The following is a 17,570-nucleotide window of genomic DNA, read 5'->3' on the forward strand; positions in this document are numbered from 1 at the left end:
GCCCATGCCAACCCGGACGACGCCGTCGAACCGCCACCGGCCGCCAACGAGCCCGGCAACGAACCTGAAGAAGAAACCACAACCCGTCCACCCGCCCCGACCACGGATGTGCTGGATGACGAACACCACCAGGCGCTGGAGCAATGGCTCAGACAGATTCCCGACAACCCCAGTGAATTGCTACGACGAAAATTTTGGTACGAACAGCAGCAACATCAGGACTCGCCGCAATGAATCGCTTCTGCGTTTTACTCTTTTTGCTCTGTTGCTGGACAGTGCCCGCCCATGCGCTGGGGCTGGTCGCCAGTGTTGACCGCGATCAGCTCAACTCCGGTGAAACCGTCGAGCTGACCCTGGAGACCAATGACGCCACGTTGTTCGGCAAACCCGATCTGGCGCCGCTGGACACCCTGTTTGAAGTGCGCGGCACGCGTCAGGTCAACCAACTGACCACGCTCAACGATGACAACAAAGCCACCACCCGCTGGATCATCACCCTGCAACCCAAACAAACCGGCACCGTGACCATTCCGTCCTTGCAAGTGGGCGATTACCACAGCCTGCCGATCAACCTCACGGTGACCCAGAGCAGCGCCAGTGACACCGAGCTGGCCCCTGTATTCATTGAGGCCAGCCTCGATCAGCCTAGTGTGTACGTACAAGCCCAGGCGATTTTGACCCTGCGCGTTTATCACTCGGTGGCGCTGTACGACGACAGCAACTTGACCCCGCTGCACCTGCAAGACGCCATCGTTGAGCAGTTGGGCGAGTCACGCACTTACGAGAAGCTGATCAATGGCGTGCGCCACGGCGTGATCGAGGTGCGCTACGGCATCTACCCGCAACACAGCGGCGAGCTGCAAATCCCTGCGTTGACCTTCAGCGCGACCCAGGTGGACAACCAGCCCGGCAACACCTCGACGCCCAGCGCGCCCAAACCCGGGAAAATGGTCCACGTGACCTCCACCGAGATCCCCTTGCAGGTCAAACCCAAGCCAGAAGACTACCCGGCCACTGCCGCCTGGTTACCGGCCCGCAGCCTGAGCCTGAGCGAAAGCTGGAACCCAGAGCCAGATCACTCCAAAGTGGGTGACTCGCTGACCCGCACCCTGACCCTCAAGGCCGAAGGCCTGTCCAGTGCCCAATTGCCGCCGCTGCCCGCCACCGACGTGAATGGCTTGCGGCGTTACCCCGACTTGCCGCAACTGAGCAATCAGGTCACTGACAACGGTCTGATCGGCAGCCGCGAAGAGCGTGAAGCCTTGGTGCCGACGCGAGTAGGCCAGGTGGAACTGCCCGCCGTTGAACTGGTGTGGTGGAACACCCACGAAGACCGTCTCGAACGCAGCTACCTGCCCGCCCGCACCTTGCAGGTGGCGGCCAACACCAGCCTGGCCGCCGACACACTGGCCGGTACTGGCCCGGTCGTCGACAGCGATGACTCAACGCTGTGGCTGTGGCAACTGAGCACCTTGCTGCTGGCCTGCACCACATTGATTGGCTTCGGCCTGTGGTGGCGCGCACGCTGGCAACCGGCCATTCTGCGAGCTGCGCAAACCGGCCCGAGCCCACGCACACTGCTCGACGACATCAAGCGCGCCAGCCTGGCCAACGACCCGCAGGCCACGCGCCAGGCGCTGGACGCCTGGGCGCGGCAACAACCAGAAACCCTGGCCGAAATGGCCGCACGTTTTGTACTGCTGTCCGATGCACTGGATGGCCTCAACGGCGCGCTCTACAGCGAAACCGGCCAATACTGGCAAGGTGAAGAGCTGTGGAAAGCGATTCGCAGCATCCCGGCCGCCGAACGCGAGCAGGACACCGCCAGCGAATCCAGCAGCCTGCCGCCGCTTTACCCCAAATAATCGCGGGTACGCTTTACCCTTTTTAAACGGATTTTGTTATGCGCCTGTTTCACACTTCCGACTGGCACCTGGGGCAAAACCTCCATGGCCAGGAACGCGACTTCGAACACGCTTGCTTTCTGAGCTGGCTACTCACCCAACTGGCCACAGAACAACCCGATGTGTTGCTGATTGCCGGGGACATTTTTGACACCGTCAACCCGCCGGTCAAAGCTCAGGAACGCCTGTACGACTTCATCGTCAGCGCCCACGAGCAACAACCCAAGCTGACCATCGTGATGATCGCCGGTAACCACGACTCCGGCTCGCGTATCGAATTGCCTGCGCCGTTGATGCGCCGTTTGCATACCCATGCACTGGGCCGTGTGCTGTGGCTTGATGACGGCCAACTGGATGCCGAACGCCTGTTAATTGCGCTGCCTGACGCCTCTGGCGAAATCGCCGCATGGTGCCTGGCCCTGCCCTTCTTGCGCCCGGCCGAAGTCACCGGCGCGCACTTGGGGGATGATTACCTGCGGGGCATTGGCCAGGTCCACGAATGGCTGATTGAAGCCGCCAACGCCAAACGCAAGCCCGGGCAAGCGCTGATTGCCATCAGCCACGCGCACATGGCCGGCGGTTCGGTGTCCGAAGACTCCGAGCGCAGCCTGATCATCGGCAATGCCGAAGCCCTGCCCGCCAGCCTGTTTGGCCCCAGCATCAGCTATGTGGCGCTGGGCCATCTGCACAAACCGCAACGGGTGAACAGCGAAGAGCGCATCCGCTATTGCGGTTCACCGATCCCGCTGTCGTTCTCCGAGATCGGCTACCAGCACCAGATTCTCGACGTCAGACTCGACGGCGAAGCCCTTGTCAGCGTCGAAACCCGCTTGATCCCGCGCGCCGTCAATCTGCAACGGGTCGGCCCGGCGCCACTGCTTGAGATTCTCGCCCAACTGGCCGAGTTGTCGGACATTGACCTGCTGGCCGATACCCAGCGCCAACCGTGGCTTGAAGTACGGGTCAAACTGGACGAGCCCCAGCCCGACTTGCGTCAGCAAATCGAAACCGCCCTGCTGGGCAAAGCCGTGCGTCTGGTACGCATCTCTGCTGAATACGCCGGTAATGGCAGCCGCGCCGGGGACAACGACGCCGCGCAATTGATCGAGCTGGACCAATTGACCCCGCAAGAACTGTTCAGTCGCGCCTGGCAGGACAACTACGGCAGCGAAGCCGATGAGCAAACCCTCAAAGACTTTGCCGTGCTGCTGCAAGAAGTCCAGATGGAAGGTGAACAGCCATGAAAATCCTCGCGATTCGCCTGAAAAACCTGGCTTCACTGGCAGGTCCTTTTGAGCTGGACTTCACCGCCGAACCACTGGCCAGTGCCGGGCTGTTTGCAATCACCGGCCCCACCGGCGCCGGTAAAAGCACCTTGCTCGACGCCTTGTGCCTGGCCTTGTTCGGTGCAGTGCCGCGGCTGAACAACACCGGCCGGGATGCCAAAGTCCCGGATGCCGACGGCGAGATCGCCACCGGTGACCCGCGTACCCTGCTGCGGCGCGGCACCGGCGAAGGCTATGCCGAAGTCGATTTCGTCGGCATTGATGGCCGCCGCTATCGTGCTCGCTGGGAAGCCAACCGCGCCCGCGAAAAGGCCAATGGCAAGCTGCAAGCCAGCCGCCAGAGCCTGCGCGATCTGGACAGCGATCAGCTGCTGGCCAGCCAGAAAAGCGACTACAAAGTACAGTTGGAGTCACGTCTGGGCCTGAACTTCGAACAGTTCACCCGTGCCGTAATGCTGGCACAGAGCGAGTTCAGTGCGTTTCTAAAGGCCGATGACAACGAGCGCAGTGAACTGCTGGAAAAACTCACCGACACGGCGCTGTACACCCGTCTCGGCAAGCGTGCCTTTGACAAAGCCAAAGAGGCCCGCGATGCGCACAAGCAATTGCAAGATCAGGCCGTTGGCGTAACCCCGCTGGAGGCCGAAGCCCGTGCCGAGCTGGACCAGCGCCATAGCGAGGCGCAACAGCTGCTGAAAACCCGGCAAAGCCAGCTCAAGCAACTTGAACAGCAGCACACATGGCTCAAAACCCTGCGCGAGGTGCAAGAACAGCAACAGAGTGCCGCCGAACAGCTCCAACAGGCCCAAGCCCAGTGGGACGGCCAAGCCGAGCAGCGACAAACCCTCGAGTTACTGGAACAACTGGCGCCCCAGCGTCATCAGTTCGCCCGTTTGGCCGAACTGGACGCGCAACTCAGCCCACTGGCCGAGCAGATCGCCGGGCACTTGCAACAGCAGACCGAGCTGGGTCAACGCCAGACCCAACTGCAACAAGCACTCCAGACTGCGCAGCAGACGGCCAATCAGGCCCAGGCCGAGCTACGGGATGCCGCACCGCATCTGCAAAAAGCCCATCTGGAACACGCCAATCTCACTCGTCTGACCCAAGCCTTAGAGGCTCAACAGGCGCTTAGAAAGCAGGCTGAAGACGCCTGCGCCGAAGGGCAAAAGGCCTTGCACGGCTTGCTCGAGCGACAGCAGCAAGGTACAGAACGCTTGGCGCAGATCGCTGCGCAGTTGGAACACAGCACCGAACTGGCCCCCTTGGCCAATGCCTGGGACGGTTACCGTCGCGGCCTGCAGCAATTGGTGCGCCTGAGCACCACGCTGAATAAAGGCCGTGAAGAATTACCGGCTTTAGAACAGCGCGCCAGCCAGGCAGCGCAACATCTCACTGAGCTGCGCAGCAGCCTGGAAATCTTGTTCCAGGAAGCCGGTGCCGAACCGCACGCCGTTAATGAGCAGATCCAGACCCTGGGCAGCCTGCTGGCTGACAACCGTCAGCAACAGCGCGCTTTTGAAGACTTACAGCGCCTGTGCAGCAGCCAGTTGGCCCTTGAGGCGCGTTTACAGGCGGTGCAGCTCAAACTGCAAAACCTGCAAACCGAACGCGAAACGCTCATCGGCCAAGGCACCCAGACCAAAAAAGACTTTGAAGCTGCCGAACAAGCCTTGCGCGTGACTCAGCAGTTGCTTGAACGCCAGCGCCTGGCCCGCAGCGCCAGCGTCGAAGAGCTGCGCGCGCAGCTACAGGACGACCAGCCCTGCCCGGTCTGCGGCAGCCATGACCACCCGTATCACCAGCCTGAAGCGCTGTTGCAGAGCCTGTCGCGTTTTGACGAGGAAGAAGAGACCAACGCGCGCAAAACGGTCGATACCCTCAAAGAAACGCTCAACCAGTTGCGTGAGCAACTCGCCGGGGTCAACGCGCAACAGCGCGAACTGATACAGCAGCATCAGCAACTTGGCGAAGAAATTCAGGCGCTGGCGCCCGGCCTGGAAGCCCATCCGCTGTATGCGCAATGGCAAGGGCAAGACCCGGCCAAGCGCGAAGGCTGGCTGACTCAACGCTTGAGCCAGTTGCAGCACAGCATCAGCCAAGACGAACAACGTCAAAACGCTCTGCTCGCCCTGCAAAAAGAAGCTGCTGCATTGCAGCAACAGCTGCAACGCAGCACAGAAGCCAGCCAGCAAGCCACGCAGCAACTCAGCGAGCAGCAACAACACCTCAAGGCCGACACGTTGCGCTTTGAGGAAGAGCTTTCCGAGTTTGCCAACCTGCTGCCGGAGACCACACTGGCGGCATTGCGTGAAAACGCCTCAGCCTGCTTTATGCAGCTTGATCAGCAGGTCACCCATCGCCTTGAACAACTGGATCAACAGCGCGATGAACACGCCGAGCAGACTGAACGCGGCAGCCGCATCGAGCGTGAACAGTATCAGCAAGCCACCCACACTAAAGAGCTGGATGCCCTGCAACGCAACGTAACTGAGTTGCACGAACAACAGCAGGCAGGTCAGCAAAGCCTCAAGCAATTGCTGGGCGATCACCCGAGCGCCGAACAATGGCAGCACCACCTTGAACAGGCGCTTGAGCAGGCGCGCAACGCCCAGACCCACGCCAGCGAAGCGCTGCATACCACCGCCCACCAATTGGTGCAACTGGCGGCCCAGCTCAAGGCCCAACAAGAGCATCTGCACGCCCTGCAAGCTGAACACGGCAGCGTGAGCGAGCAGGTCGAGCAATGGCACGGGCAGCACTCAGCGCTCGATACGGCCCGGTTGCAACAATTGTTGAGCTTCGACGACACGCACATTCGCGACCTGCGCCAGCAGTTGCAAGCCAGCGAAAAAGCCGTCGAGCAAGCCCGCGTCCTGCTCCAGGAACGTGAGCAACGCCTCAACCAGCATCAGGCGCAGGCTAATGGCAACCTTGATGCCCAGGCGCTAGAGGTTGCCCTCACTGAATTGAACGCGCTAATCGCTGCCAGCGAACAACACGTGGCAGAACTGCGGGCGCAACAGGCAGAAGACCAACGTCGCCAAGAGGCCAACCAGGCCTTGGCGCAACGTATCGCTCAAGCCCATGAAGAATGGCAGCGCTGGGCGCGGCTGAGTGAACTGATCGGTTCGGGCACCGGCGACAAATTCCGCAAGATCGCCCAGGCCTACAACCTCGATTTGCTGGTGCACCACGCCAACGCTCAACTGCGCCAACTGGTTAAACGTTACCGCCTCAAGCGCGGCGGCAGCATGCTTGGTTTGCTGGTGATGGACACCGAAATGGGCGACGAATTGCGCTCGGTGCACTCGCTGTCCGGCGGTGAAACCTTCCTGGTGTCGTTGGCACTGGCATTGGGGTTGGCGTCGATGGCGTCCAGCACGCTGAAAATCGAGTCGCTGTTTATCGATGAAGGGTTTGGCAGCCTGGACCCCGAGTCATTGCAATTGGCCATGGATGCCCTCGACGGCCTGCAAGCCCAGGGGCGCAAAGTTGGGGTGATATCCCACGTACAGGAAATGCATGAACGCATTCCGGTGCAAATACAGGTGCGGCGCCAAGGCAATGGCCTGAGCACCGTGGAGGTCAAATGACCGGCAACGTGCTGTATTCCTTCCGTCGCTGCCCGTATGCCATGCGGGCGCGCATGGCCCTGCGTTACAGCGGCGTGCCGTTATCGATTGTAGAAGTCAGCCTCAAGGCCAAGCCGGCTGAAATGCTCGCGCTGTCGCCCAAAGGCACCGTACCGGTATTGGTCTGTGCCGATGGCCGGGTGATTGAGCAAAGCCTGGAGATCATGCACTGGGCCTTGGCCCAGCATGATCCGGACAACTGGCTTGGCCCGGACAGTGCCGCGCTGATTGAAGAAAACGACCAGGTCTTCAAGGTCGACCTTGACCGTTACAAATACGCCATCCGCTACCCGGAACAGCCCATGGAACAGTATCGGGCCCAAGGAGCGGCATTTTTGCAGCGGCTGGAAGTGTTACTTGAACAGACGCCGTATTTGGCTGGCGACACCTTGAGCCTGGCGGACATTGCCCTGGCGCCGTTTGTGCGCCAGTTCGCCCACGTCGACCGTGACTGGTTCGAACAAGCGCCCTACCCCCGCCTGAATGCCTGGCTGGAACGGTTTTTAGCGTCTGAATTGTTTACCGCCGTCATGGCCAAAACTGCCTGACCGGATTTTCGCCAACTGTAGTCGCTGACGAGGTACGAGGCTGCGATGCGGGCCGCAGGACCGCCGCCTTGGGGTCGCTGCGCAACCCATCGCAGCCTCATCCTTCGGCAGCGACTACAGGATTTTCGCCAACTTGTAGTCGCTGACGAGGCACGAGGCTGCGATGTGGGCCGCAGGACCGCCGTCTTGGGGTCGCTGCGCAACCCATCGCAGCCTCATCCTTCGTCAGCTCCTACAGGATTTTCGCCAACCCTGTAGCAGTTGCCGAGCTCCGCGAGGCTACGTCTGTAGTCGCTGACGAGGCACGAGGCTGCGATGCGGGCCGCAGGACCGCCGTCTTGAGGCAATTCGCAGCCTCATCCTTCGGCAGCGACTACAGGGTCTTCAATCCTTACCCCGCACCATGCTTTCCAGCACCCCGTCACGGCGCACCCAACCGTGCAGCAACGCTGCCGCCAAATGCGCCAACACGGTAAAAAACAACAAATACGCCAGGTACGTGTGGGCTTTGCGCAAGAACGCAAAGGTGCTTGGGTTGGCAGCCAGGATGGATGGCAGTTGCAAGGAACTGCTCAACATCACCGGATCACCCGCCGCCGAGATCATCGCCCAACCGATAAGCGGCAGGCTGAACATCAGCGCGTACAGCAACACGTGCGACAGTTTTGCAGCCAAAACCTGGACCGCCGGCAAATCAGCAGGCAACGCCGGTTGATGGGTGGTAAAGCGCACAAACAGCCGCACAATCACCAGCAGTAAAATGGCTATGCCCAGGGGTTTGTGCAGGTTGAGCAACCATTCATGCCGCTCGGAGACAGAGGCCGCCAGCCCGGCCCCAATAAACAGCATGGCAATGATCATCAACGCCATCAGCCAATGCAGCAGGCGCGCCAGAGGTGCGAAATGCTTGTTAGAGATGCTCATGGACGTTTCTCCTGGGACAGCTGATCAACTTCACTGGTACGCCGCAGATAAGAACTGGCATAGGCAGCCGAACGTGCAGCCAGCAAGGGGTCGCCCGAGCCTTCGACGCCATTGGGCAAGATCAACGGGTCGTAGTTGATGTCACGGCACTCGCCATCGTTTTGTGGCTGCGCACTTTGCAGCACCAAGGTTCCCGCATTGATCACCTTGCGGCTGGCTGGCCAGGTTTTACTCGCATCGTTGATCGGGTCGCCTGCGTCGGCCAAGGTCAGGTTGAACTGCCATCTCAAAGGCCCGGCAGACAATCGCTGCACCAGGTCTTTTTCCAGGTAGTCCGCATCATTGGGAGCAGTTGCCCCGGCGGCATCATGACCTTCCGGCACCACACCCCAGCGCACGGCCTGACGCTGCCCGGCGGCATTCACCAGATAGAACGCGTTAATCCCGTTGTAGCCTTCAGTCGCAAAGCTGGCCGAAGGTTTGGCGGTTTTCACCCATTGCAAAAAAGCTGCGGTTTCCGGGTGTGCGGCAAAAAACGCCGGCATGGCGTCGGGCTTCGGCTTGCCGGTAGCCGGGTCTGGCGTTCCCGCTTGCAACATCGCATAGAACGCTTCAGGCGTGCCCACCGGGAAGACCGGCATGCTGTTCATTCCGGTCCGCCATTGCTGACCATTGGCCTGGGTAAAGCGCAATGCCAGGCTGCGGATCGGCACACTGCTGTCAGGCGCATAGGGGTTGCCACTCGGCAAGGCAAAGCGGCCCACGACCGGAGTACGACCGGTTTCAAAGACTTGTGCGCGGGACAACGGCTGAGCATTGCCGTTGCTCTCGAAATACCCGATCACGCACATGCCTTTGGCATGGTTACGCCGATACCCCGGATGCACGCCATTGTTGCGCTCCAAAGCATTGACCAGGGTTTTAGGCCGCAAGCGTTCGGCATCCAGTGTGCCGTTGACGTAAAAGAAGGTTGTGGCGATGACCGCTACCACTGCGCCAATACCCGCCAGACGCAGCAACACGCTGGTGGGGCTCAATGCAGCTTTCACGGGCCGTACGGGCGGTAATTGATCTACCATAAAGTGTTCCTTGGCCACGGGCCATCAGGTGGATGGCCTATGAGACGCAGGCCGATCAGGCTTATTCCCGGCGCCAGGCAATTATTTTCAGGTTATTTATTTTCAAGCCCAGGGAATAAAGGCTAAGCCTGGTCGTCTTCATGACGCTGATCCGATTAACAGACCCACCCGGCGCCAGTCACCATGCACCCATTTGACGAGCAATTGCGCGAACTCATGCCGAGCCTCAGGCGCTTTGCCCTGTCGTTGACGCGCCACGCCAGCAATGCCGATGACCTGGTGCAAAATTGCCTTGAGCGCGCCCTGGGCAGTGTCGCCAGTAAACGCCCGGACGGTGATTTACGGGCCTGGCTGTTTACCATTCTGTACCGCCAGTTTGTCGACAACCATCGGCGCACCCGGCGTTATGCGCGGATGCTGGAGTTTTTTACTGGCCGCGACGACGCGCAACCCTCTACCGAACGCACCGTAATAGCCCAAACCACGCTGCAAGCATTCGACCAGTTGAGCACCGAGCAACGGGCGCTGCTGTTATGGATTTCTGTCGAGGGATTGAGTTACCAGCAAGTGGCCGACATCCTTGAAGTGCCGATCGGCACAGTGATGTCGCGTCTGTTACGCGCACGCCAGGCCCTGCGCGCACTCAGTGAAGGCGAAATTACCCGCCCTGCTTTGCGGAGACTTAAATGATCACCACCCCGCCCAGTGAGCACGACCTGCATGCTTATGTCGATCACGCGCTCAGTGAGTCTGACCGACAGCACGTCGAACGCTATCTAGACGCCAACCCCGAGGTCGCGGCCAAGGTTCATGCCTGGCAACGCGATGCGCAAAACCTGCGCACGGCGTTGCAGCAAACCCTGCTTCAACCGGAGAACCCGGCACTCGACCCCGCGGCCATTCGCCAGCGACAACGCCGCCAGGCCACGCGTCATTGGGCTACGGCGGCCGTCTTGTTGATTGCAGTCAGCATGGGTGGACTCGGCGGTTGGCAGGCCCGGCAAATGACTCTGAGCCCGGCCATCCTGCCGATGACCGACGCACTGGCGGCGCACCGCATGTTTGCCGAACAAGGGTTTCTGCCTGCCGACTATAAGGTTGAGCAAAGCAGCGACATGCAAGCCTGGATGGACCGTTATTTCAGCCACGCCGAACGCTTGCCGGACTTGAGCCGCGCAGGCTTCAAACCGGTCAGTTGCCGCTTGCTCTCCACCGATCAAGGCGGCGCAGCGATGGTGCTCTATGAAAACCCGGAGGGGCAGCAAATCAGCTTTTACATCCGCCCGCCAGGCCCGCAAAACAGTTTGCTGCCCCGGGGCAGCCGACGCGATGGTGACTTGCAGGCCGACTACTGGTCAGGCCCCGGCTATAACTACGCTATGGTCGGCCCCGCAGAAGGGCCGACTGCGACGCTGCTAAATACACTGAGTTTTTGACAGTGAACCTGGCTGCGATCAGCGTTTAAATGGGGGGAGATTATTGCGCCTTGTGGTCCAGGGCCGCATAGAAGTTAGCGCTTTGCTGCAGGTATTTCTGGGTATAGGCCGTGGACTTTTTGTCGCTGGCCACAGTGTTGGCGCTGGCTGGCAGGGCCACGGTGGCAGAGATGGCGGAAGCAGCGATGACGGAGAAAAGATTGAAGCTCATTGCGGTAACCCTCGACGATTCAGTTAGCTTGCTTGCCTGTTCAGGCCGTGGAGCCAACTTAACGCCAAGGGTCTTCACACTGAAATTCATTGCGCCACTAACCAGTATCAGCGCGATTGATAGAAGGCGCAGCCTTCAACTCAAGCCTTAAGGGCAGTGAATGAATTTCACATCGGAGGGCGCATCCATCGCCAGCTTTTGCAGGGTTTTACCCAGCTTGCCGGTCACGGGATCACGTTCAACCACTACGATTTCATTGCTCATCTGGTTCGCAATCAGCACAAATTTACCATTGGGGCTCAAGGTAAATTCACGCGGATGATCACCGTCAACCGAACGCCGCTGGATCTCGCTCAACTCACCATTCGCCGGATTGATAGCGAACACCAAAAGCTCGTTGGCCTTGCCGCGGTTGCTCACGTACAGGAACTTGCCATCAGATGAGGCGTGCAATGCGCCTGCTGCGCGGTTCTGCGCGGGCATGCCATGGGCCAGGTCCAGTACCTGACGCTGTTTGAGCTGACCGTTGTCATAGTCAAAGACAAACACTTGCGCGCTCATTTCAGTAGTCAGGTACGCATGTTTGCCGTCCCTGGAGAACAACAAGTGACGCGGCCCGCTGCCAGCAGGCAACTCAATGGCCGCAGGCGTGGCTGCAACCAGCGGGTGTTCCGGATTGGCCACAGGGTCGTAGCGGTAAACAAACACTTTGTCTGCGCCCAAATCACTGGCGTAGACAAATTTGCCGTCAGGTGATGACACCACCGAATGCACATGGGCCGACATCTGCCGTTCAGGGTTAACCCGGCTTGGCTGATGGCTGCTCATTTGCGTAACAGGCTGCAATTGGCCGTCGGCATTCACCGGCACCACGGCCAGGCTACCACCCGGGTCTTCATGCACCCCGTAGTTGGCGATAAACAGGTATTTTTCATCGGCACTCAAACCGGAGTGCGTCGGCTCTTCGCCCAAGGTTTTGACCTGATTGACCAGGCTCAGCGCGAGGGTTTTGGGATCAATCGCAATACTGCTGACACGCCCGACGACATCAGCCTGACCTTGCCCATTCTCATTCACCACAAACAGGCGGCTCTGATCTTTGGACAGGGTCAACCACGACGGGTTGGAGGCCTTGAAGACTTGCAACGGCTCAGGGGTAATGCGCCCGCTCTCACTGTCAAACTGCAAGCGGTAAATACCTTGGCTTTTGCCTTGGGTATAAGAACCCACCAGCAACTCTGCATCAGCGGTGCAGGCGGCGTGAGCCGACATCGCCCCCACGCTGGAGGCCATCAACAAGGGCAACCATTTAAGCTTCATCATGCGTCTCATCTTCATCGTCATCGTCGTTGCTGGCACACACGGCGCTAATGCAAACGAGGCGGTGTTCACTGGCGTCGCCGGTCAGCGTCCAGCTTTGCAAGTTGTCGTCAAACACTGCCGCTTCAACCTGCTCCGGGGTCAAGCTCCAGCGCTTCCTGGCCCGACCATCCATGGCTTCAATGAGCAGCCCTTGGTCGTCAAGGGAAAACTCAAAAGCATGCAGCCCGTCAATTTCCAGCATATCGCTGGTTTCAAGGGCTGCGCGCAAGGTCTGGTTTGCATCACTCATTAATCATTCACCTGTGGGAAAGGCGTAATGATAGGCCATTAAGGCCTTCAACCCTATGCTTGCCAGAAGCGTTTAGCCTTCCAGGGGCCAAAAACGATCATTGAGCATTTTTTCGCTGATTTTGCCGTAATGCACCGTAGCCGTTTTCCCTTTGGCAGCCAGGCTGGCCTGGCTGTCATAACGCTGATTCTTGAGCTTGAAATGCGCCGCCGACGGCGATTTAGCAGGTGTGGTGAGGTCGGGGTAATGCAGATGCGCGTACCACAGCACCTGGTTGTTTTTAGTACGCACCTCGTACTCTTGAACCACATCCCGACGCTCCCCCTTCAAAACCACACGTTGACCAATGCGCACCAGGCTGACCTCGCCTTTGCTCAACAGAAACTCCACCACCGGCGTGGTCGGCGGCACCGACTTAAGTACCCAGATGCCTTGCTCGCGCAACTTGGTTGCCCCCTCGCGCAAGCGCTTGAGCAATGAACGCGGAGTGCCCGGTTTGGGTTTGTCCACGACCGGTTCATTGGCAAAGGTGCGTTCAATTTCAGCGATCAGCACGTCCAGCTTTTGCGCCTCTCTCTCCAGGGTTTCTTCCATCTCCAGCGGGTATCTGGAGCGGCCCGAGTACAGTTTCACCAGCCTGATTTTTTCATCGAGTTTGCCCAGCAACGTATTGCACTGACTGCGAATAGCTCCCAATAGGCGGCCATCCTGTCGAGGCAACGGCTTTTGGATCTCGTCCCACGTGCTCTCGGGTGATCGGGTGAACACAAGCTTGGGATTATCGGGTTCAGGACTTTGCGTACGGCGGTCGACAGTAGACGTGGAAGTCATGACATCGACGACTTCCGGCTCCTGCTCAGATGCCCGAGCACGGGCGACGCCGATCAGAATGCCTTGATTGCGCGTGCGTATCATTCGCCGCGTAGAGCGCTGCGCGCTGGAGGCCCCGGGTTGCTGAGGCAGCCATTCATCACGCTCCTTGATTTCTTGGGCCAGATCCTGATCCACCGTCACATTGAGCCTTTCGAGCACTTCGTTCAGCCGATGGTAATCAGCCATATTCAACTGCTCGCCCACCTCCAGTTGCAAGAGCGCCAGGGCGTCATGAGCCTTGGCATACTGCTCACGCACGCTCTCCAGAATTTCGATGCGCTCGCCATACGTGAACAGGGTTCTGTCGGCCAGTTGCGAATGCGCCGCAACCGTATAGCCCAAGGGTCCGGTAATGGCGCTCAATCGTTCCCAGACCTCACCAAACAGGTCTTTGGGCATCAGGTCACACAACGTTCTTAACACCAGGTTTTGAAAGTCCATTTCCGTGCCCTCGCGGTCCATGCCGGTGGCGTCCGTGAAGAACTGTCCGATCACCTGTTCACGGGCCATTTTCTCGCCCACACGGGGCACATCCTTGAGCGCTTGATGATAGCGTTTGAGGGTCTGAAACTCTTCGACTTGTTGGATCTGGACTTTCAGCAAGTCACGTTTGAACCCGACATACTGCGCTGTGCCGGCGGCGTCCAGCGTAAGCGCCTCATGGGTATTGAAAACTGGATGCAACTGCCTCAACAGCCCGCCCTGAACATTATGGGCAAAGAGCATATTGGTCGACACCATGCACAGTGATCGGTAAAAACTACCAAGGATGTGGTGGTCCTGTGGGTCCGGCTTTAAAGCGTGACGGGCCTGTATATTCTCTAGCCCCATCACAAGATCGGCCTTGGCGTGGTCCAACACGGTGCGCAAATACTTGATCCGCAGGTTCTTTTCCATATGAGTAAACTGTTGGCTTCTCTCACCCTCCGTGGCTTCCAGGGCTCTGCCCAGCTCTTCAATGATTTTGTCATTGGTGGTTTTTTCCCCCTCCACAAAGACTTCAAGCCTTCGCGTTAGCTCACTCACCTGACGATTGCGTTGCGCCAGTCGCTCATCCAACGCCTTGCGACGGCCGGGTCCGCCACCGCGCAAGCGCATGCCGGTGTCAAAATCCCACGTGCCTGCCCCGTCACTGCGCAACCAAGGACCTGTATCCAGTGGGTTGCCCGGGTTAACGGTAACAACGCCCTCGTCCTCCAGGGACACCTGGTAACTGAAGCCCCGCACCACCGCACACCAGCCATTTTTCGTGACATACAGGCCTTTGCGTTGACCGTGTGCAATAGGCTTGGCCGTACCGATGTCCGGCCCCCGGTTGCGGTCCAGCCAAAACAGTTGTGCGGGTGTGAAGTCAACTCTCGGATTGTTGAACCACGTAAAATCCAGGGCACTGAGATTATTACCCACCGGGACATCCAAAAAATACACCTGCCCAGTCTTGACCTCGACAGGGGCCTGGGGCTTATCGATCAGAGGGGCTTCATCGACGGAGGCCAGCCACGGTTCAGGCTTTTCATTCGCCAGACTGACTACCGGCGAGCGTGGCACCCCATGCAGCAGCACCAGAGCAATATTGAACAGCAGGTCGATAATCGCAGGTGCCCGGGCACGTTCATCATCGCTTTGCAGCACTTGAACATCCTGACGAACTGCCGTGATGGTCAAATACACCCACCCCAGCAACGCCAGCGGACCTTTGACCCACGGCGACCCCAGCACACTGTTCAGCAACAACCAGCCTCCCGTTTTAAGGCTCGCCCAACGGCTTTCAGTATTCGAGACGGTTTGCCGTTCAGCCAGCATCGCCAGCGCCCGAGCGGTACCCAGAAACAGGTCATGCTTGAAGTGACTGTTCAGCGGCTGAGTAAAGAACTGTGCCTGTGCGGGTCGACGGGCAAGGCTCAAGGCACTGTCGGCATAGCTGGATCGTGCCGCATCCGGCAACCAGTCCAGCACGCTGTCGCGCAAAGAACCTGCATGCGTGAACGCATCCAGCATTTCTTGCACCGAGGCATACTCAATCAGCGCCTCCTTGAACAGTGGTCGGTACAGCACGCACCGCCCGTTTAACGGGTTGCCAGTACCGATCACATAGAAGTTGCTCACAAAATCAGGCACCGCGCGAGGGTGTTTCACCAGGCCCAACGGGCAGATGTTCACTGTCTGCCCTTCTAACACGCGGGTCTCGGCATGGGGCCGCATCAAGGCTGCTACACACCGGTAGCCCCAGTCGGTCAATCCCCCCTGCCCCTGCAGCTTCATTTCCAGCGCAAGCAAAGGCAAAGACACCCGCAACTGCTCAACATACAAGCCTTCGCGACGCAGGGCTTCGGGCGCATCGTCCAGCAGCAGCCGACGGATCAAGCCTGGATAGACCTCACCGATATTCATTCGCCAAATGAGCTGCTTGATGTAGGCAGGGGTGAGCCACCAGTCTTGAATCAGTTGGTTGTGTTTATGTCGCAGTGTCATGTGACCACCCGGCCAGGCCACCAGGTTTTGTAGGGCCAGCTCGGTCAACGTAAACGTGACAGTGTGCACCTGCCCGGCGGTGCCAAACGGCCCGGAAGGCACTGCAAAGTCGAGCATAAGGTCATCCGGGTCATACCCCGGTGCCAGCGGCTGGTCCTGACGCATCTTGTGCTGCAACTGTTGCCTGGCCCAGGTGTGAAGGTCGGCAATGCCTTCGTTGAAAACCCGGCCTCGGGCCTTGCGGGTGATGTCCGCAAGGTCGGTGAGGTGCGAACGGTAAGCAAATCGATCTTGCACAGGCGCGGTGCGTAACCACGCCGGTAAGGCGTTGTACACGCGAGCCAGCGGCTCGGATGCCGGCAGCTCATCGTCTTCGACGATGGCTGCGGGGTCGGTAATGTCCCTTAAGTGCTGTTCAAGTTGAACCAGCGTACGCACGCCGGAGGTTGCCCGGTCCACCAGCGAGGTTATGCGTTCGACCTGGTTGTTGAGCACGATCATCGCTTGCACCTGCAAGCAGTGACCTGCGGGTTCGTAACGTTTGCAGGTCAGGGTCTTGGCCGGGTAACGGTGCGGGAGTGTCCGACCCAGCACGCGCTCATACGCTCCGAGCGTAGCAAAGGACTCGATGTGCCCGCCTGGTCGGCACTGCAAAAGCTGCTCCTGCCCGTTAACGCCATGCACAATCAACAGATCAGGCAGCAGCAGATTGACCGTCGGACCATCCCCGCCCAGCACCATCTGGGCGAAGTAGACCTTAGGCTGCTCCCGATACCGCAGTTGCTGAAGGCGATCACTTAACAAAGGGGTTCTGACGATGCCCCTTACCACCTGAATCTGCTCATCACTCAGACCGGCCGAGTTATTGGCGGCCGCCAGCAAGGTGTCACTCAACCATTGCCCCAGCCATAAGGTGCGGCTCTGATAGCCGGGCACAGGCTCGTTCCAGAAATCCAGCATCGCCTGCTGAAATGACCAGATCCAGTGCTGCAGCACATGGCGCATAGCCCGTTCAACAGTGGTTATATCAAGGAATGAAGGGGTATCGGCACTGAGCACTTCACCTTCGGCCAGTTGCACCAGATAGCATTGTTTTGACTCGTAGTAGCTGTAATTCAGAGGCGTGCCGACCGCAATGTGCTCGAGCATGGCGTCCAGCAACGGTACGCAGCGCAGTGCAGGCAAAGGCTTCTCATTGGCGTCGACGGACCAGACGATTTGCATCTGCTGTACGTGAACTTTTACGCGCCAGCCTAAAAAGGGGTACTTAAGAGCCTTTTCCAGCGCATTAGCAATGACCGCGCGCAGTGTTGGGCGGCCATCGAATTGATGGATAAGGCTCTGTTTTAGCAGTTCAGTGCGGCCGAGGGATAACGGGGGCGCGAGCGGAACAGTCATGGCGGTGTACCTGCACATAGAAGGAGTTGGTCGGCGCCATTGCGTCAACCTTGCGCAGGTATCTAAAAATAAATAGCAATCACAACTGCGGTATTCCGTTACCGACAGCGCTAACGTGGCTTACAGCAATGGGGCGGGTCAGTGACGCTTGACGCAGTAAAACGTTGCTGGCTGCCTCTCAACTCGGCTCCA

Annotated in this window: 12 protein-coding genes and 1 pseudogene; 7 read left to right on the forward strand and 6 right to left on the reverse strand. The window is 59.0% G+C overall.

Annotation, left to right across the window (positions count from 1 at the left end; all coding sequences use genetic code 11):
• From GHO41_RS15810 to GHO41_RS15830, 5 genes and pseudogenes are all read left to right on the forward strand, one after another.
• Positions 1-234, forward strand: a pseudogene (locus GHO41_RS15810) (hypothetical protein); the annotation flags it as partial.
• On the forward strand, positions 231-1,865 hold the full coding sequence (locus GHO41_RS15815) for a BatD family protein (RefSeq protein ID WP_153327971.1): 1,635 nt from the start codon (positions 231-233) through the stop codon (positions 1,863-1,865). The pseudogene GHO41_RS15810 and the gene GHO41_RS15815, both read left to right, overlap by 4 nt.
• A gap of 38 nt (positions 1,866-1,903) precedes the next feature.
• Positions 1,904-3,148, forward strand: coding sequence for an exonuclease SbcCD subunit D C-terminal domain-containing protein (locus GHO41_RS15820; protein ID WP_153434083.1), 1,245 nt, complete (start codon positions 1,904-1,906; stop codon positions 3,146-3,148).
• Positions 3,145-6,786 (forward strand): AAA family ATPase, encoded by a 3,642-nt coding sequence (locus GHO41_RS15825; RefSeq protein ID WP_153434084.1) that lies wholly within the window; start codon positions 3,145-3,147, stop codon positions 6,784-6,786. The genes GHO41_RS15820 and GHO41_RS15825 overlap by 4 nt, the downstream gene beginning before the upstream one ends.
• Positions 6,783-7,373 carry a glutathione S-transferase gene (locus GHO41_RS15830; RefSeq protein WP_153434085.1) on the forward strand — a complete coding sequence of 197 codons (591 nt, stop codon included), beginning with the start codon at positions 6,783-6,785 and terminating at the stop codon, positions 7,371-7,373. The genes GHO41_RS15825 and GHO41_RS15830 overlap by 4 nt, the downstream gene beginning before the upstream one ends.
• Before the next feature lie 384 nt (positions 7,374-7,757).
• Here GHO41_RS15830 and GHO41_RS15835 read toward each other — a convergent pair whose 3' ends face one another.
• Both GHO41_RS15835 and GHO41_RS15840 read right to left on the reverse strand, forming a co-directional pair.
• Positions 7,758-8,297, reverse strand: a complete 540-nt coding sequence (locus GHO41_RS15835) for a cytochrome b (protein ID WP_048370264.1) — start codon at positions 8,295-8,297, stop codon at positions 7,758-7,760.
• A complete protein-coding gene (locus GHO41_RS15840) occupies positions 8,294-9,376 on the reverse strand; it encodes a catalase family peroxidase (protein ID WP_153434086.1) in 1,083 nt (360 codons plus the stop codon). The genes GHO41_RS15835 and GHO41_RS15840 overlap by 4 nt, the downstream gene beginning before the upstream one ends.
• A gap of 183 nt (positions 9,377-9,559) precedes the next feature.
• On the opposite strand from GHO41_RS15840, the gene GHO41_RS15845 reads away from it, so the two are divergent.
• Complete coding sequence (locus tag GHO41_RS15845; protein WP_153434087.1) at positions 9,560-10,066, forward strand: sigma-70 family RNA polymerase sigma factor; 507 nt, start codon at positions 9,560-9,562, stop codon at positions 10,064-10,066.
• The gene (locus GHO41_RS15850; RefSeq protein WP_153434088.1) at positions 10,063-10,812 is read left to right on the forward strand and encodes an anti-sigma factor; all 750 of its coding nucleotides are present in this window, start codon (positions 10,063-10,065) and stop codon (positions 10,810-10,812) included. Before GHO41_RS15845 ends, GHO41_RS15850 begins: the two co-directional genes overlap by 4 nt.
• Before the next feature lie 40 nt (positions 10,813-10,852).
• Here GHO41_RS15850 and GHO41_RS29840 read toward each other — a convergent pair whose 3' ends face one another.
• The 4 genes from GHO41_RS29840 to GHO41_RS15865 form a co-directional block, all read right to left on the reverse strand.
• Complete coding sequence (locus tag GHO41_RS29840; protein ID WP_178126524.1) at positions 10,853-11,023, reverse strand: hypothetical protein; 171 nt, start codon at positions 11,021-11,023, stop codon at positions 10,853-10,855.
• A gap of 147 nt (positions 11,024-11,170) precedes the next feature.
• Positions 11,171-12,343, reverse strand: coding sequence for a lactonase family protein (locus GHO41_RS15855; protein WP_371928950.1), 1,173 nt, complete (start codon positions 12,341-12,343; stop codon positions 11,171-11,173).
• Positions 12,333-12,635: a DUF5629 family protein gene (locus GHO41_RS15860; RefSeq protein WP_048370254.1), complete on the reverse strand. Its 303-nt coding sequence runs from the start codon at positions 12,633-12,635 to the stop codon at positions 12,333-12,335. Before GHO41_RS15860 ends, GHO41_RS15855 begins: the two co-directional genes overlap by 11 nt.
• 72 nt (positions 12,636-12,707) lie before the next feature.
• Complete coding sequence (locus GHO41_RS15865) at positions 12,708-17,378, reverse strand: dermonecrotic toxin domain-containing protein (protein ID WP_153434090.1); 4,671 nt, start codon at positions 17,376-17,378, stop codon at positions 12,708-12,710.
• Positions 17,379-17,570: the final 192 nt, after the last annotated feature.

Origin of the sequence: Pseudomonas sp. FSL R10-0399 (genome assembly GCF_009600165.1) — a bacterium.
GTDB classification, from domain to species: domain Bacteria; phylum Pseudomonadota; class Gammaproteobacteria; order Pseudomonadales; family Pseudomonadaceae; genus Aquipseudomonas; species Aquipseudomonas helleri.

Coding starts and splice junctions, on each gene's coding strand:
- GHO41_RS15815 (WP_153327971.1), top strand. CDS start 231: ATGAATCGCTTCTGCGTTTTACTCTTTTTGCTCTGTTGCTGGACAGTG.
- GHO41_RS15820 (WP_153434083.1), top strand. CDS start 1,904: ATGCGCCTGTTTCACACTTCCGACTGGCACCTGGGGCAAAACCTCCAT.
- GHO41_RS15825 (WP_153434084.1), top strand. CDS start 3,145: ATGAAAATCCTCGCGATTCGCCTGAAAAACCTGGCTTCACTGGCAGGT.
- GHO41_RS15830 (WP_153434085.1), top strand. CDS start 6,783: ATGACCGGCAACGTGCTGTATTCCTTCCGTCGCTGCCCGTATGCCATG.
- GHO41_RS15835 (WP_048370264.1), bottom strand. CDS start 8,297: ATGAGCATCTCTAACAAGCATTTCGCACCTCTGGCGCGCCTGCTGCAT.
- GHO41_RS15840 (WP_153434086.1), bottom strand. CDS start 9,376: ATGGTAGATCAATTACCGCCCGTACGGCCCGTGAAAGCTGCATTGAGC.
- GHO41_RS15845 (WP_153434087.1), top strand. CDS start 9,560: ATGCACCCATTTGACGAGCAATTGCGCGAACTCATGCCGAGCCTCAGG.
- GHO41_RS15850 (WP_153434088.1), top strand. CDS start 10,063: ATGATCACCACCCCGCCCAGTGAGCACGACCTGCATGCTTATGTCGAT.
- GHO41_RS29840 (WP_178126524.1), bottom strand. CDS start 11,023: ATGAGCTTCAATCTTTTCTCCGTCATCGCTGCTTCCGCCATCTCTGCC.
- GHO41_RS15855 (WP_371928950.1), bottom strand. CDS start 12,343: ATGAAGCTTAAATGGTTGCCCTTGTTGATGGCCTCCAGCGTGGGGGCG.
- GHO41_RS15860 (WP_048370254.1), bottom strand. CDS start 12,635: ATGAGTGATGCAAACCAGACCTTGCGCGCAGCCCTTGAAACCAGCGAT.
- GHO41_RS15865 (WP_153434090.1), bottom strand. CDS start 17,378: ATGACTGTTCCGCTCGCGCCCCCGTTATCCCTCGGCCGCACTGAACTG.